General features: G+C 46.4%; 14 protein-coding genes. 11 read left to right on the top strand and 3 right to left on the bottom strand.

Translation table 11 applies throughout. The features are described from left to right. Positions 1-63: 63 nt before the first annotated feature. Both LC084_RS08490 and yedD read left to right on the top strand, forming a co-directional pair. Positions 64-636, top strand: coding sequence for a cytochrome b/b6 domain-containing protein (locus LC084_RS08490; protein ID WP_226570725.1), 573 nt, complete (start codon positions 64-66; stop codon positions 634-636). A gap of 88 nt (positions 637-724) precedes the next feature. Beyond that, the gene (gene yedD / locus LC084_RS08485) at positions 725-1153 is read left to right on the top strand and encodes a lipoprotein YedD (RefSeq protein WP_404808341.1); all 429 of its coding nucleotides are present in this window, start codon (positions 725-727) and stop codon (positions 1151-1153) included. A gap of 70 nt (positions 1154-1223) precedes the next feature. Here the strand turns inward: yedD and fliT are convergent, their stop codons facing one another. From fliT to fliD, 3 genes are read right to left on the bottom strand one after another with little or no spacing between them, the layout of a single operon-like run. Next, a complete protein-coding gene (gene fliT, locus LC084_RS08480) occupies positions 1224-1586 on the bottom strand; it encodes a flagella biosynthesis regulatory protein FliT (protein ID WP_226570724.1) in 363 nt (120 codons plus the stop codon). After that, on the bottom strand, positions 1586-1996 hold the full coding sequence (gene fliS, locus LC084_RS08475; RefSeq protein ID WP_226570723.1) for a flagellar export chaperone FliS: 411 nt from the start codon (positions 1994-1996) through the stop codon (positions 1586-1588). Before fliS ends, fliT begins: the two co-directional genes overlap by 1 nt. Before the next feature lie 31 nt (positions 1997-2027). Continuing rightward, complete coding sequence (gene fliD / locus LC084_RS08470) at positions 2028-3464, bottom strand: flagellar filament capping protein FliD (protein WP_226570722.1); 1437 nt, start codon at positions 3462-3464, stop codon at positions 2028-2030. Positions 3465-3871: 407 nt separating this feature from the next. Here fliD and LC084_RS08465 point away from each other — a divergent pair, with 407 nt between their 5' ends. The 9 genes from LC084_RS08465 to sdiA all read left to right on the top strand — a co-directional run bounded on the left by LC084_RS08465 (position 3872) and on the right by sdiA (position 14874). Further along, the gene (locus LC084_RS08465) at positions 3872-4762 is read left to right on the top strand and encodes a flagellin N-terminal helical domain-containing protein (RefSeq protein ID WP_264193419.1); all 891 of its coding nucleotides are present in this window, start codon (positions 3872-3874) and stop codon (positions 4760-4762) included. 153 nt (positions 4763-4915) lie between these two features. Next, positions 4916-8284 (top strand): O-linked N-acetylglucosamine transferase family protein, encoded by a 3369-nt coding sequence (locus LC084_RS08460; protein WP_226570721.1) that lies wholly within the window; start codon positions 4916-4918, stop codon positions 8282-8284. A 503-nt stretch (positions 8285-8787) separates the two neighbouring features. After that, positions 8788-9507: an RNA polymerase sigma factor FliA gene (locus LC084_RS08455; protein ID WP_226570720.1), complete on the top strand. Its 720-nt coding sequence runs from the start codon at positions 8788-8790 to the stop codon at positions 9505-9507. A 64-nt stretch (positions 9508-9571) separates the two neighbouring features. Continuing rightward, entirely contained in the window at positions 9572-10123 is a 552-nt protein-coding gene (fliZ, locus tag LC084_RS08450; protein WP_226570719.1) for a flagella biosynthesis regulatory protein FliZ, read from the top strand. Positions 10124-10212: 89 nt separating this feature from the next. Next, entirely contained in the window at positions 10213-11013 is an 801-nt protein-coding gene (gene tcyJ, locus LC084_RS08445) for a cystine ABC transporter substrate-binding protein (RefSeq protein WP_226570718.1), read from the top strand. A 155-nt stretch (positions 11014-11168) separates the two neighbouring features. After that, positions 11169-12155, top strand: coding sequence for a D-cysteine desulfhydrase (gene dcyD, locus LC084_RS08440; protein WP_226571182.1), 987 nt, complete (start codon positions 11169-11171; stop codon positions 12153-12155). A gap of 24 nt (positions 12156-12179) precedes the next feature. Then, positions 12180-12848 carry a cystine ABC transporter permease gene (tcyL, locus tag LC084_RS08435; protein ID WP_226570717.1) on the top strand — a complete coding sequence of 223 codons (669 nt, stop codon included), beginning with the start codon at positions 12180-12182 and terminating at the stop codon, positions 12846-12848. Continuing rightward, positions 12845-13597: an L-cystine ABC transporter ATP-binding protein TcyN gene (gene tcyN / locus LC084_RS08430; protein WP_226570716.1), complete on the top strand. Its 753-nt coding sequence runs from the start codon at positions 12845-12847 to the stop codon at positions 13595-13597. Before tcyL ends, tcyN begins: the two co-directional genes overlap by 4 nt. Positions 13598-14151: 554 nt before the next feature. Continuing rightward, on the top strand, positions 14152-14874 hold the full coding sequence (gene sdiA, locus LC084_RS08425; RefSeq protein WP_226570715.1) for a transcriptional regulator SdiA: 723 nt from the start codon (positions 14152-14154) through the stop codon (positions 14872-14874). Positions 14875-14905: the final 31 nt, after the last annotated feature.

The following is a 14905-nucleotide window of genomic DNA, read 5'->3' as shown; positions in this document are numbered from 1 at the left end:
AAGTTTTTTTTAAGTTTATTGCGCCACTCTTAACGCACAATCGAAGCGTTATGAGGCACGACAATGTTACGGACATTCTGGCATTACCTTGGTGAAACCCAGCCCCGGCTTTTACGGGTGGTGCATATTCTGATAGCGGTGCTGGTCATTGGGCAAATTATTAATAGCAATGCGACAGAAGTGGAAGCTATCAGCGATGTCAGTGCCGGGTTATTGGTGTTCTTATGTACCTGGTTGCATATTATTGCCGGTTCGCTACTGGTGATACTGGGTTTCGCATTACTGTTCTATGTCCTGGTTCTGCGCGGTTTTCGTTATTACTATGCCTGGCTGCTGGGGGATTTTTCAGGAATAGTGAAGGATTTACGCACTCTGGCACACTTTCGCCTGCCTGAGGCTTCTGCGGGAGGGATCGCCGCTACCGTTCAGGGTTTAGGTGTGGGAGCACTATTGTTAGTGGCTTTGTCTGGTGCTATTGGCGTCGCTTTATATTTGATGGGGTATGTTGTTGGCTTCAATGTTATTCACTGGCATAAATTTCTGACCGGCCTGATTGAAGTCTATATTTTTGCTCACGGCGCTATGGGGTTACTGCATTTTGCCCTGCGCCAGTTTTTGCCAGTAAAGCGTGAATAGCGTGGTGGCAACAGCGCTGTATAGCAGGAGGCTGGCATCTGTAGCGGGTTAGTGCCAGAATACACACACTCTCTTTTTTGTGGGAAATATGATGAAAAAAATCACACTGTTACCCGCTATCGCTGCACTTTTGCTGGCCGGTTGCGTTCAGGTTGATGATTACGCAAAGGTGGTTAAAGCACCTGCTCCCCAGTGGTTGGCGGGTTACTGGCAGTCTGCAGGGCCGCAATCTAAAATGGTCAGCCCGGAAGCGATAGCGAGCCTGGTGGTCACCAAAGATGGCGATACACTGGATTGCCGCCAGTGGCAGCGAGTAATCGCTGTGCCGGGTAAGCTGATGCAGCGTGGTGACTCTTTGTATAATGTGACACAGAAACGGGATGTTTATTCTGTTGAACTGGATGGCGAAACGCTGGACTACGCGGGCATGACGCTTAAACGTGTTGCGCAACCGACAGTGGAGTGCCAGGCCGCAATGGCGAAATATGAACAGTTTAGTGTGGTGCAACCGAACTGAATAATGTGGTCTTAGTCTGACCAGAAGGCGCGGAGACTTTCTGGTCAGGTTCCGGATGCAGGTTCCACGCTCACTGATTAAAGTTTGTTGGAATCAATATGTTGTGTGACAACTTTCCGTACGTTGTGGCCAGTGATTTTTGTTTACCTGTCTGGCTAATTAATTTGCGCAGTTCACCCATTCGGCTTTGCAGTAATTGCTTTAACATGGCTTCGTTTGAAAGAATTTCACGTAGTAAATCCCTCGCTTCTTCCACCAGGCGAATCTGCTCTGGCGGAACCGGGTTTTTAGCAATACTTTCAACCAATTGAACATATTTAATTTCATGTTCAATCAACTCATCCCATTTTCCTTCATGGGCGAGGTCGAGCATGGATTTGCTCAGGGCATGCAATGCATGCCAGAGAGAAAGAGATGAGTTGGTGGTGTTCATTAGCTGGCACCCTGAAGTGGTTGATAGGATGGTTTTACTTGCTTCCATGCATCGGCAATATTGGTCAGCAAACGCTCAACCTCTTCAATAGCAGCTACATCGTTATGCAAATTGGCATGCAACAGACGGCGCGTCATATAGTCATAAAGTGAAGCCAGGTTCAGGGTAAGCTCGTCGGCATCCTCTAAATCAAGGCCCGCTTTAAGGCCACTATCAATGATATTGATACAGTGAGAGAGTGCGGCTCCTTTCTTCTCGATTTCACCCTGGCTAATAAAAAACTTAGCCTTAATTAGGGCACTCAGTGCGCCATCGAAAAGCAAGACAATCAGTTGGTGCGGGCTTGCACTCATAACGGCACTTTCAAGCCCGACTTGCTGATAGGCTTTAACACCACTGCGATTGTACATATTTCACCTTTATAGCCTTACAGGTGCTTCATCATGAACTTGAACTGGATGACGTTGATGAGCTGCTTGAGAACAATGAAGTCAGGTAACTTGATGTCGCTGACAACTGGCTCATTAATGTATCCAGTGCTGTAAACTGGGTTTTGTAACGTTCCATTGTTGCATCAATACTGGCCTGCATGGCGTCGTAGCGATCGCTCAGGGAGTCAAGGATGGCATTAATACCGTCCTGAGCCGTCTGAATCATACCTTCACTACCGGTTGACGTACTGAGCATGTTAGTCAACTTAGTATCGAGCTGTGTTGCAAACCCTGTAGTTTCACCATCGCCAATAAAATAGCTGGAGACTGCATCAGGGTTGTCGCTAAGCGCTTCTGTCAGTTTATCGTCATCGATAACCAGTTTTCCGCTGGTCGGGTCCTGAGTTATACCTAACTGCGCCATGATGGCATAGGTTCCATCCTGCGATGTGCTGAGCAGGCCGCTTAACTGCGACTTAATAAAACGTACATTTGAATCACCAACCAGCGCACCATTATCAGTGGACTGGCTGTCTGAGTTAGCATCGACAGCAACATACTTGGTTACGCTTGCCAGAGTTGTCTGCAAACTGTTGTAGGCATTAACCCAGGTTGTAATTGCTGTTTTGTTATCATCCGTCGCTCGTGAAATAGTCAGTGTTTCATCGGATGTACTGACAGCGCTTAATGTTAAAGTCACGCCAGGTAATGCATCATCAATTGTATTTGTATCGCGCTGTACGCTGATTCCGTTGACTGACACAATCGCATCCTGCGCTGCAGTCTGTTGGGTTAACGCACCTGTACTGGTTGATGAGTCATAGCCAATAGCAGCCTGGAGCGTATCATCACCGGTTACTGTAACGGTCATGGCCGAGTCTGCACCGGTGGATTTCGACGTCAACATTAACCGGTAATCAGAATCGCTTGCTTTTACTATCGTTGCTGTAACGTTGCCATTCGCGTTATTGATTGCGTTTGCAATGCCCTGCAACGATGTATCTGAATCTGACAATGTTACTGTTAGCGGCGTATCAGTATCTGCCTGGCTAATTGTCAGAGTACGTGTTGTGCCTGTTGTTTCACCCAACTGCGTACTGTTGCTGGTAAAAGCCCCACTCATTAGAACTTGTGCTTTTGCCAACTGCTGTACGTTAAGCGTGTAACTCCCCACAGTTGCTTCACTGGTGGTTGTCGCACTGAACGCTGTATTCGTACTACTTACTGACGTTGAGTTCCAGGTAGTGGATGTCGCCAGTGCAGTCGTTGCCGTTTGTAACGTCGTTAACGCGCTCTGGATTTTGCCATAAGCACTTAACTGTGACTGATACTTTGTCTGCTGATCGGTAATTGTGGTCAGCTTGGTTTCTTCTGCTGTTTGCAGATTGTCATACAGGGTTGACAGGTCCAGGCCAGAACCAACCCCCAAATTACTGATAGTAGCCATATGTATCTTCCTTTAAACAGTGGTCGTCCTGACTCATATCGGCAACAAACAATAAAAGTTTACAGTGGCTGAGTAAAAATGATCACATGAAAAGACGCTAAGGATGGTGGCTAATATTCTGATTGTGCTTTTTGCACAGCAACATTGTGACCGTATATAAATTAAAGAAGAAATAAATTTAACTTACGTAATAAGTGTTCGGTAACTGGCAAATATCAATTTGTGATAGGGAAAAGATGGTTTATTCAATTTTGTTTAAATAATTACTTAAAAAACAGCAATTTGCATTTTTTTTATTGAATTTTCTAAAGTTGCCAAAAAGCTCGCCGATACCCTTGATGACGGTGAGAGACGCCGCGAGTGTTAGGCACCGAACCTAGACCCAATTTCATGAAGGAAAACAAATTATGGCAGTCATCAATACAAACTTGTTGTCCCTGACTACTCAGAATAACCTGAACAAATCTCAGGCTTCGCTGAGCACCGCAATCGAGCGTCTGTCTTCTGGCCTGCGTATCAACAGCGCAAAAGACGATGCTGCTGGTCAGGCAATTGCAAACCGCATGACCTCTCAGGTTAAAGGTCTGACCCAGGCTGCACGAAATGCTAACGACGGTATTTCTGTTGCTCAGACGACTGAAGGCGCGCTGAACGAAATCAACACCAACTTACAACGTATCCGTGAACTGACCGTTCAGGCGAACAACGGTACTAACTCTGGTGATGACCTGGTTTCAATCAACAACGAAATCGTGGACCGTGTTAAAGAAATCAACCGTGTAGCAGCACAGACCAGCTTCAACGGCGTGAAAGTACTGTCTACTGACCAAACTCTGAACATTCAGGTTGGCGCGAATGACGACGAAGTTATCGGCATCTCCCTGAAGAAAATGGATTCCACGACTCTGTTTACTACAGCAGGCCTGTCTGGTATCACTGAAGGTTCAACTGGTGCATCTTCAATCGGTATCCTGGCAACTTACACTGCAGCGACAGGTAGCACCGCGACTGTTGCAACTGTAACCACCAGCTTGCTGGCTGAAATTGATAAAGCAATCTCTGATGTTGACTCCCTGCGTAGTAGCCTGGGTGCTTCTCAGAACCGCTTCGAATCAACAGTTAACAACCTGACCAGCACCGTGACCAACATCACTGCAGCGCGTAGCCGTATCGAAGATGCTGATTACGCGACCGAGGTATCTAACATGAGCCGTGCGCAGATTCTGCAACAGGCTGGTACCTCAGTGCTGACTAAAGCTAACCAGGTTCCGCAGACGGTACTGTCCTTACTGCAGTAATCAGCCTGACTTAATCTGGCAAAATAGCATAAAAAATAACGGGTATTTTACCCGTTATTTTTTTTTGTCAATTTTATACTTGCGGCAGGGATCTGAAAAGGGTCAGCAAACCATTCAGTTATGTTATCTATTACTTTGTATTAAGCGGGCTCTATGAAAAAATCAAATGCTGCAATTTCTCAGGGTGATACAAAAAAGTCAGGCAACATTAATGATCGCATACGGTTGGCCGTGGATTTATTAAAAACGAGCCCCGCAGAAAGTAATGAAATCGTTGATGCTCTATTGTCAAAAGATCCGGAAAACCCGCTGCTTTGGGTGATTTCTTGCCGTGCGAATCAACGGCTTGGGAATATTTATCAGGCTGAAAAAAGTATTGATACTGCACTAACATTGATGCCGGGATATGTTGAAGCACTGTATGCGAAGAGCGACCTGCTGTATCGCAATGACAGATTTGATGAAGCTGAGAGTTTTATTACCCGAGCAATTAATGGTATTGGTAATACAGAATCCAGACCACTTCGTGCTTTGTATGGCACTATCCTCCAGAAACAAAAGAAATTCGAAGAAGCCGAAGTTATATTTAAAGCCCTGGTTAAGGAACTCCCTGATTATTGGTTGTATTGGAATAACCTGGGCATGATTATGCAGGACCTGAGCCGTTTTGATGAAATGGACACGTATTACCGGGAATCCTGCCAGCATGTGGTTGAAAACCCTACAGCCTTTTTCAATATGATTGTAGGTTCACACTACAATCCTGCACGGAGTGCGCAAGATATACTGGCCATGTGCAAAGAGTGGCAGGAAAAGTTTAAGCCTGATAATCCGGTGGTGCGCATAAGTGCTGCAGATAAAACCAAAAGCAAGCGCCTGCGGATTGGTATGATTTCTGATGGTTTTCGTTCTCACCCAGTGGGGAACATGATTACTGTGGGTTTATCACATGTACCAGAAGCGCATATGGAATTTTATGCCTACAGTACAAACAACAAAGAAGACCATGTAACGCATCGTATTCAGCAACTGTGTGGCAAGTGGCAGGTAATTGAACACATAAGCCCGGTCGCACTTGCAGAGATTATTCGCGAAGATGAGATAGACATCTTATTTGACCTGTGCGGTTATAATTCAAATAGCCGTATGCAAACGATGCAGCTGGCTCCCGCGCCTGTACAAGTAAAATGGGTGGGGGGGTTAATCAGTAGTACCGGTTTAGATACAATCGATTACTTGTTGAGTGATGCCGTACAGACTCCTCCTGGGATTGATGAGCTGTATACAGAAAAACTTATCCGGCTTCCCGGGGACTATATTTGTTACGACCCCCCGTTTTATTTGCCCGAATTAAACTCACTCCCAGCCAAAACAAATGGCTTTATTACATTCGGCTGCTTTAATAATGCTTCAAAAATTAATGATGAGATTCTCGAAAAATGGGCGGTAATCCTGACGCTAATCCCGGATTCCCATCTGTTTTTGAAAAGTTTTAACTTTAAGTACCCATCACTTAAAGAAAATGTTTACAGCAAGATGGAAGCCTGGGGTATTGCCCGTGAACGTTTACGTATTGAAGGCTCTTCCCCCCACGAAGAGTTATTACGCTCCTATCACGATGTGGATATCGCGCTGGACCCCTGGCCCTATTCTGGTGGTTTGACTACCTGTGAAGCCATGGCAATGGGCGTACCGGCCGTGACGATGCCTGGACCTACGTTTGCTGGCCGCCATTCGGCTACGCATTTGGTGCATGCGGGCATGCCTGAGTTGGTTGCGGAAGACTGGCAAAACTATGTGCGTATTTGTGTGGAACTGGCATCAGATTTAGACAGTCTCTCCGTTATTCGGGAAAACTTACGCAATATCCTGATGTCGTCGCCTGTATGCGATGGTAAATACTTTGCTCAACATTTTTCAGATGCAATGCGTGCTATTTGGCAACGTCATTGTGATGGCCTTAGCCCAGCGGCCCTGACATTAAGCGATTCTGCTTTACCACAATTTGCAGGAGAATCTTCGGGTATACAGCTGGAGCATCCTGCCACTAAAGTGACGAGAAGCAAAGCTGAGGTTAAAGCGGAATTCCAGTTTAATTTAGCAGGGAAAGTCTCCATGCTGGATTATGGTGGCAGGTTGACTGTTACCGGGAGTGTCAAATCGCTCTCTGCGATTGATGCAACGTATAACATTATTATGGACCCGGTTGGACTTGTTGAAGAAAAACACCTTCCACTGCGCCGTAGAAATATTCAGCATATTAAGTTACATGCGTTGGGGGATGGCTCAAATGTACCGTTCTACTTATGCCTTGACCCTATGTTAAGCAGTGATTTAAAACCACTGGAAAATAGCCATGACCAGGGTGGGGTGGTTACCGAGATAACCGTTCCCAGCTCCAGGCTGGATGCTATTCATGGGCTGGACTCTTTGGACTGGTTGATTTTAGATAATACCTTTAATTTGCAACCTGTCTTTGAACATGGCCGTGAAATTCTTTCTGGCTGCCTGGTGATTGATGTCAAAGTTTCCTTCTCTCCAACTCACGAAGGGCAATTATCCTTTGGCGAAATAGCGCAACAATTAGCAGATTGCGGGTTTGTCTTTCACGCATTTAAAAATTTCACCTATGGCAGCACCAACCAGGGTGATGTAAAAAATGCGCTTCCGTCATCCCGTTTGTCGGCATGCAACGCTATCTTTTTACCTACGTATGATAAACGCGTACAACTGGATAATTCTCGTCGAGAGAAACTGGCTTTTGTGATGCATATAGCATACGAAATGAAAGATGTTTCTTGCCAACTTATCAGGATGAGCTCAGAAGAAAGGGCTAATGAGTACCAATCCATAGTATTGCAGACAACTGCGGCACAGGTATCTGCTATGGATGCAGCAAGCCCGGTACATATTCCTCAGCCGGTTAAACCGATAAAACCAGCAAGTATCATTCCTGAGATGCCACGCATGTCCGAAGATGAGGCCCGGTTGTTTGAAGACTTTATCAAGCAATCTACGCGTTACTTTGAATTTGGCAGTGGTGGCTCAACGAAACTGGCTGTCCGCAACAACATCGAGGTTTTTGGTGTTGAAAGCGATAAACGCTGGGTGGATACGCTGAAATCGGAAACAGGGGAGTTGTGCAAAGTCGATTTTGTCGATATCGGCCCAACCAAAGAGTGGGGCTACCCGGTAGATAACAAAAATCGTGCGAAATTCCCAGATTATAGCGAGGCAATTTTACATCATGACCAGCCGTTTGATTTGATTCTGGTTGATGGCCGTTTCCGTGTTGCCTGTACTCTGAATACGATTAAGCACACTCTGAAGCATAAGCATGCGGCAGACACGACATATATTTTCATTCATGATTTCTGGAACCGCCCTGATTATCACATCGTGTTGAATTACCTTGATGTAGTCAAACAGATTGATAGCGCTGGTGTGTTCACAATCAAGAAAGGGCTGGACATGGATTCACTGAATCAGCTTATTGATAAGTATAAATACATTCCCTCATAACAGTTATGGGTGATGAGTCAGTCGCTTAGTCAAAGGCCCTGCAATGCAGGGCTTTGTTCGTTGTTGGTAACCGAGTGTCTGGCAAGCAGTATGGCGCTGTGTTCGTCTAATTCGGGTACCGCTTACATAAGTGCTGCGTTGTGCGTTGTGCTTTATGCAGCGAGATATGCGAATAACGCCGATATTCGGTGACCGGGGCTATAAAAAAGGAACAGTGATCTGGCGGCCAGTCAGTGCTGTCTGCGTTTTTGGCGCGTATTGGGTACAGAGAGTAATCATGCCGAATAACTGGATGGAAACACGCCAATTTTGGGGCCTGCGTAACATTTTTTAAACAAAATTGCCTTTAGTGGCGCAGTAACTCACTGAAAATTTTCTCTATTTTCGTTTTTTACATCATATAGCTGCAAATAAACCCCCATTTATCCCACTATTCATCGGATTAAATGCCCTCCAGAATCAGATAATGGTGCCGATAACTCATTAACGCAGGGCTGTTTATCGTGAATTCACTCTATACCGCTGATGGTGTAATGGATAAACACTCGCTGTGGCAGCGATATGTACCTCTGGTGCGCCACGAAGCATTGCGCCTCCAGGTGCGATTGCCAGCGAGCGTTGAACTGGATGATTTGCTGCAGGCGGGCGGCATCGGGTTGTTGAGTGCGGTTGAACGCTATGACGCCCTGCAAGGAACGGCTTTTACCACTTACGCAGTGCAACGTATTCGTGGCGCTATGCTGGATGAACTACGCAGCCGGGACTGGGTCCCACGTAGTGTTCGGCGCAATGCACGAGAAGTCGCGCAGGCGATTGGGCAACTGGAGCAGGAACTGGGGCGCAATGCAACGGAAATTGAAGTTGCAGAACGCCTGAGTATTTCGCTCGAAGAGTATCGTCAGATGCTGCTCGACACAAATAACAGCCAACTCTTTTCATATGATGAGTGGCGTGAAGAGCATGGCGATAGCATCGAGTTGGTGACCGACGATCACCAGCAAGAGAACCCGCTGCAACAACTGTTGAACAGCGATTTGCGGGAGCGTGTGGCTGAGGCCATTGAATCACTCCCGGAACGTGAACAACTGGTGTTGACGCTGTACTACCAGGAAGAGCTCAACCTCAAAGAGATTGGTGCTGTACTGGAAGTTGGTGAATCACGGGTTAGTCAGTTGCACAGTCAGGCGATTAAGCGATTACGCACTAAGCTGGGTAAGTTATAGATTCTGACACACCGTCATGATCCTGGTAGAGCCGCCCCATAGACCTTAATACCAGGGAGTTATCATGACGGTGCACCAGCCCAAAAGACGGCCGCTAAGCCGCTATCTTAAAGATTTCAAACACTCGCAGACCCACTGTGCTCACTGTGGCAAGTTGTTGGACAGGATTACACTGGTCAGGCGTGATGAAATTGTCAATAAAACCGCCATCGCTCAACTGGATACGTTGATTGATGAAGCCACATGGCAAAGCATCAAACAAGACTGGATTGCATTATGCCGTTTTTGCAGTGACCTGCATTGTAACGAACATAATGACTGGTTCGATATTATTGGCTTCAAACAATACCTGTTCGAACAAACCGATATGAGCCATGGCACTATTCGCGAATATGTTGTGCGTTTGCGCCGCCTGGCAACTTACCTGGCAGAGAAAGAAGTACCTAAAGAGCTCGCTGGTGATCTTACGCCAGATGAAGCACTTGAGCAGTGGCTACCTGCGACCAGCCCCAACAACTACCGAATTGCCTTACGTAAGTACGCGCAATATTTGCGACAGAAAAACCAACTGCCGGATAACCCGCCAGAAAATAAATCGACTTCCGCTATATACTAAAAAAGCATAAGTTGTAGCAGACCGTGTTTGATTTATCTGAATCAGACATTAAACTGCACCACAATTTACACATTGGGAAGAGATTAATAATGAAATTAGCAACCTTTGGCCGACAGGCTTTAATGGGAATGATGGCGGTTGCGCTGGTGGCCGGTATGAGTGTAAAAACTTTTGCCGCTGAAAACCTGCTCAATACCATTAAAGAGCGCGGCACACTGCGTGTCGGGCTGGAAGGCACTTACCCTCCATTTAGTTTCCAGGATGCAGATGGCAAGCTTGCTGGTTTCGAAGTTGATTTTGCTAAAGCGCTGGCACAACACCTTGGCGTAAAAGCAGATCTGAAACCAACTAAGTGGGATGGTATGCTGGCATCGCTGGATGCCAAACGTATTGATGTCGTGATTAATCAGGTTACGATTTCACCAGAGCGTGAGAAAAAATATGATTTTTCCACGCCTTATACCATTTCAGGTATTCAGGCACTGGTGAAAAAAGCGAATGCCGGTGAAATTAAAACTGCGGCAGATCTTAAAGGTAAAAGGGTGGGTGTAGGCCTGGGCACTAACTACGAACAGTGGTTGCGTGAAAATGTGCCTGGTGTTGATATCCGTACTTATGATGATGACCCGACTAAATACCAGGATCTGCGTGTTGGGCGTATTGATGCCATTCTGGTTGACCGTCTGGCAGCACTGGATTTGGTGAAGAAAACTCACGATACCCTGGCCGTTACCGGTCAGCCGTTCTCACGTCAGGAAGCGGGTGTGGCTCTGCGCAAAGGCAATGATGATTTGCTCAAGGCCATTAACAGCGCCATTGCTGATATGGAAAAAGATGGCAGCCTGCCAGCGCTGTCAGAAAAATGGTTTGGTGCAGACGTAACGAAGTAAACCTGGCGTTCTGCGCGAATTAACACTGGAAGGTGCCTGTGGCACCTTTTTTTATTGTTTCTGGCTGTGAAACTGTCTGTCAGCGTTGCCCTGTAGCATAATCAATAGCCTGACTCTTTTACCGGTAACCCGGAGGCTCTATGTCCCTGCAAAATTTGTCCCTGCAAAATCTTACCCGCTTTCCCCGCCTTGAACTGATTGGAGCGCCAACAGCGCTGGAATATTTACCTCGTTTATCTGACCACCTGGGACGGGAAATTTTTATCAAACGCGATGACACCACGCCATTAGCAATGGGTGGTAATAAACTGCGTAAACTGGAGTTTCTGGCGGCTGAAGCCTTGCGTGAAGGCGCAGACACTTTAGTGACTGCCGGTGCCATTCAGTCCAACCATGTACGCCAGACCGCCGCTGTTGCCGCAAAACTTGGGTTACATTGTGTCGCGTTGCTGGAAAACCCGATTGGTACTCAGGCTGAAAACTACCTGACAAACGGTAACCGGCTGTTGCTGGATCTCTTTAATGTGCAGGTAGAAATGTGTGCCGCGCTGGATGCGCCTGATGCGCAACTGGCGGAGATTGCTGAACGCCTGGAAGCACAAGGGTTTAGGCCTTATGTGGTGCCGGTTGGCGGTTCGAATGCGCTGGGTGCTTTGGGTTATGTAGAAAGTGCGCTGGAAATAGCAGGGCAGTGCGATGAAGCCGCACGTATTTCTTCCGTTGTTGTTGCCTCTGGTAGCGCGGGCACCCATGCCGGGCTTGCTGTTGGGCTGGAACTGGCGATGCCCGGTACAGAATTGATAGGCGTTACGGTTTCGCGCACAGTTGAGCAGCAAAAGCCTAAAGTCGTTAAACTACAAAAAGAAGTGGCTGCGTTACTGGATGCCGATGTCAGCGATGACATTTTGTTGTGGGATGACTATTTTGCTCCAGAATATGGTATGCCAAACCAGGCGGGCAATGATGCAGTAAAATTGGTTGCTGAACTGGAAGGCATTTTGCTCGACCCGGTATACACCGGCAAAGCAATGGCCGGGTTAATAGATGGTATCAGCCAGAAACGCTTTAAAGATGAAGGCCCGGTGTTGTTTATTCATACGGGTGGTGCTCCGGCACTATTTGCCTATCATCCTCATGTATAACGTTTTTCAGGGTAAACGATAATAATGCAAGAAAGTATGCAGTTAATACTTGAATCCCTGCCTTATTTACTAAAAGGCGCGGTATTCACACTTCAGCTCAGTATCGGGGGCATGTTTTTTGGCCTGGTGTTGGGGTTTTTGCTGGCACTAATGAGAATGTCACCAGTTTGGCCTGTGTCCTGGCTGGCCCGTGCTTATATTTCCATTTTCCGTGGAACACCGTTGATTGCCCAGCTATTTATGATTTATTACGGCCTGCCGCAGTTTGGTATCGAGCTTGACCCGGTGCCTTCTGCCATGATTGGTCTGTCGCTCAATACAGCAGCCTATGCAGCAGAAACGCTGCGTGCCGCTATTGGCTCTATTGATAAAGGGCAGTGGGAAGCAGCAGCCAGTATTGGGATGTCGCGCTGGCAAACAATGCGCCGCGCTATTTTGCCCCAGGCTGCACGAGTTGCTCTGCCACCTTTGAGCAACAGTTTTATCAGCCTGGTGAAGGACACCTCTCTTGCTGCCACCATTCAGGTACCGGAGCTGTTTCGCCAGGCGCAGTTGATTACGTCTCGCACCCTGGAAGTGTTTACAATGTACCTTGCGGCGTCTGTTATCTATTGGGTTATGGCCACGGTATTGTCTGCATTGCAGAACTATTTTGAAAACCAGTTAAACCGCCAGGAGCGAGATCCCAAATGAGTGCCATTGAAGTTAAACAGCTGGTTAAAACCTTTCATGGGCAAACTGTACTGCATGGCATCGATTTTGATGTTCGGCCAGGTGAGGTTGTGGCGATTATCGGACCAAGTGGTTCCGGGAAGACAACCTTACTGCGCAGTATCAACTTATTGGAAACACCGGACAGTGGCACAATCAAAGTGGGTGATATTTTGATTGATGCTCAGGTTGGCATTAGCCGTCAGCGGGGAAAAATCCGCCAGTTGCGCCAGCATGTTGGTTTTGTATTCCAGAACTTTAATTTGTTTCCTCACCGCACTGTGCTTGAGAATATTATTGAAGGCCCTGTCATTGTTAAGGGTGAGTCACGGGAATCGTCAATTGCAGTTGCTCGTGAGTTGTTGGCTAAAGTGGGGTTGACTGGCAAAGAGAACCAATACCCTAAGCGGCTCAGTGGTGGGCAACAGCAACGTGTTGCCATTGCCCGTGCACTCGCCATGCAACCTGAGGTAATTTTGTTTGACGAACCCACTTCGGCACTGGACCCTGAGTTAGTGGGCGAAGTGCTCACCACGATTCGGGCACTGGCGGAAGAAAAACGCACTATGGTGATCGTTACCCATGAGATGTCGTTTGCCCGTGATGTTGCCGACAGAGCGATTTTCATGGACCAGGGAAATATTGTGGAGCAGGGGCCTGCTCATCAACTGTTTTCCAATCCAGAACACCCCAGAACGCGTCAGTTTTTGGAGAAATTTTTAGTTAATTAATCCTTTTTCAGGCACCCTGAGGGGTGCCTGAGCCTGATGACAAACCTCATGTCCGCACAGAACGAGAGGATGTCACCCAATAAAAAACCAGGAAAATCAATTTATTGATTTTCGGCTGCTAACTAAAAAGAAGGAAAAACCACGCTTTTTCCTTCTTTTTCATCAATCTGAGGCACCCTGTGGGGGGCCTGTTCTGCCTTCTTACCTCTTCTCTTTAATCCGTACCAGCCCCACAGCAAAGCCCATAATCCACTGTAGTGGCGTTATTTTTGCTGCGCCTTTTGGGCTGCACTTTCCCTAAGGCAAATAGTCTGTGATCGCAGGAATAATGATTAAGTATTAGTAAGGTAATTCTTAAGTGATTTTATATTGTCGATTATAGTAATTATTAGCGTGATTATCATAAATGCTGTCAATACAAGCTGCTAGCACAATCAACCAATAATCAATAAGATTTTTCCTGAGAAAATTGCCTTTTACACTAGGGTTTTCCTATTTGTATGGTATTTTATCCATGTCGGTTCAGGTGCCAGATTGGGAGATACAGAAAAATAATGGTAAATACCAACTTCTTTACTTGGCGATGCGAAGTGAAGTCTCGGTTTAATTCAGTGCAACAAATTCAGGAACTTTGGGATTTGTTAACTGAAGAGACACAATTGATAGGCTATGATTGTTTCGCTTTGTGTATACGCTATCCGGTTCCTTTTACCAGACCTAAGTTAACAGTTTATTCAACTTATAGTCAGGAATGGCAGAATGAATATATTTCGAATAATTACTTTGATATAGACCCGGTGTTAAGGCCAGAAAACTATAATCTTGGCTACCTGCCGTGGAATGAGTCGTTGTTTAAAGATGTCCCCGATTTTTGGGCTTCCGCACAAGCTCATGGTCTTAAATTCGGTGTAACACAGTGCCTTATAGCACCGAGCCGGGCCATTGGCTTTTTGTCTGTATCTGCGGAGTGTAAGCGTAAACAGGCTTTGAGCGATGATGAAATATCGCTACACCTTCAGTTCCTTACTGAATTGAGCATGGTTACCCTTAATCGTCTTGATGAACAGGCAATGCAGTCTGTTGAATACAAGTTAAGTAAGCGTGAACGGGAAATTTTACTTTGGACAGCAGAAGGTAAAACCTCGGCAGAAATTGCCATGATTTTATCTATTTCTGAGAATACGGTGAACTTTCACCAAAAGAATATGCAAAAGAAGTTTAATGCTCCGAATAAAACCCAAATAGCTTGCTATGCAGCCGCTACAGGGCTTATCTGAAAGATAACGTTGTTCTGCGTGCAGACAGAAT

Source organism: Mangrovibacter yixingensis, assembly GCF_020523985.1.
Lineage (GTDB): Bacteria > Pseudomonadota > Gammaproteobacteria > Enterobacterales > Enterobacteriaceae > Mangrovibacter > Mangrovibacter yixingensis.
The sequence above is the reverse complement of the archived record's forward strand: the minus strand, read 5'-3'. Positions and strand labels throughout refer to the sequence as shown.

Excerpts from the sequence above, each read along its gene's own strand:
- tcyN (WP_226570716.1), top strand. The coding sequence starts at position 12,845 with ATGAGTGCCATTGAAGTTAAACAGCTGGTTAAAACCTTTCATGGGCAA.
- LC084_RS08460 (WP_226570721.1), top strand. The coding sequence starts at position 4,916 with ATGAAAAAATCAAATGCTGCAATTTCTCAGGGTGATACAAAAAAGTCA.
- fliZ (WP_226570719.1), top strand. The coding sequence starts at position 9,572 with ATGACGGTGCACCAGCCCAAAAGACGGCCGCTAAGCCGCTATCTTAAA.
- sdiA (WP_226570715.1), top strand. The coding sequence starts at position 14,152 with ATGGTAAATACCAACTTCTTTACTTGGCGATGCGAAGTGAAGTCTCGG.
- tcyJ (WP_226570718.1), top strand. The coding sequence starts at position 10,213 with ATGAAATTAGCAACCTTTGGCCGACAGGCTTTAATGGGAATGATGGCG.
- fliT (WP_226570724.1), bottom strand. The coding sequence starts at position 1,586 with ATGAACACCACCAACTCATCTCTTTCTCTCTGGCATGCATTGCATGCC.
- LC084_RS08490 (WP_226570725.1), top strand. The coding sequence starts at position 64 with ATGTTACGGACATTCTGGCATTACCTTGGTGAAACCCAGCCCCGGCTT.
- yedD (WP_404808341.1), top strand. The coding sequence starts at position 725 with ATGATGAAAAAAATCACACTGTTACCCGCTATCGCTGCACTTTTGCTG.
- LC084_RS08465 (WP_264193419.1), top strand. The coding sequence starts at position 3,872 with ATGGCAGTCATCAATACAAACTTGTTGTCCCTGACTACTCAGAATAAC.
- fliS (WP_226570723.1), bottom strand. The coding sequence starts at position 1,996 with ATGTACAATCGCAGTGGTGTTAAAGCCTATCAGCAAGTCGGGCTTGAA.
- fliD (WP_226570722.1), bottom strand. The coding sequence starts at position 3,464 with ATGGCTACTATCAGTAATTTGGGGGTTGGTTCTGGCCTGGACCTGTCA.
- tcyL (WP_226570717.1), top strand. The coding sequence starts at position 12,180 with ATGCAAGAAAGTATGCAGTTAATACTTGAATCCCTGCCTTATTTACTA.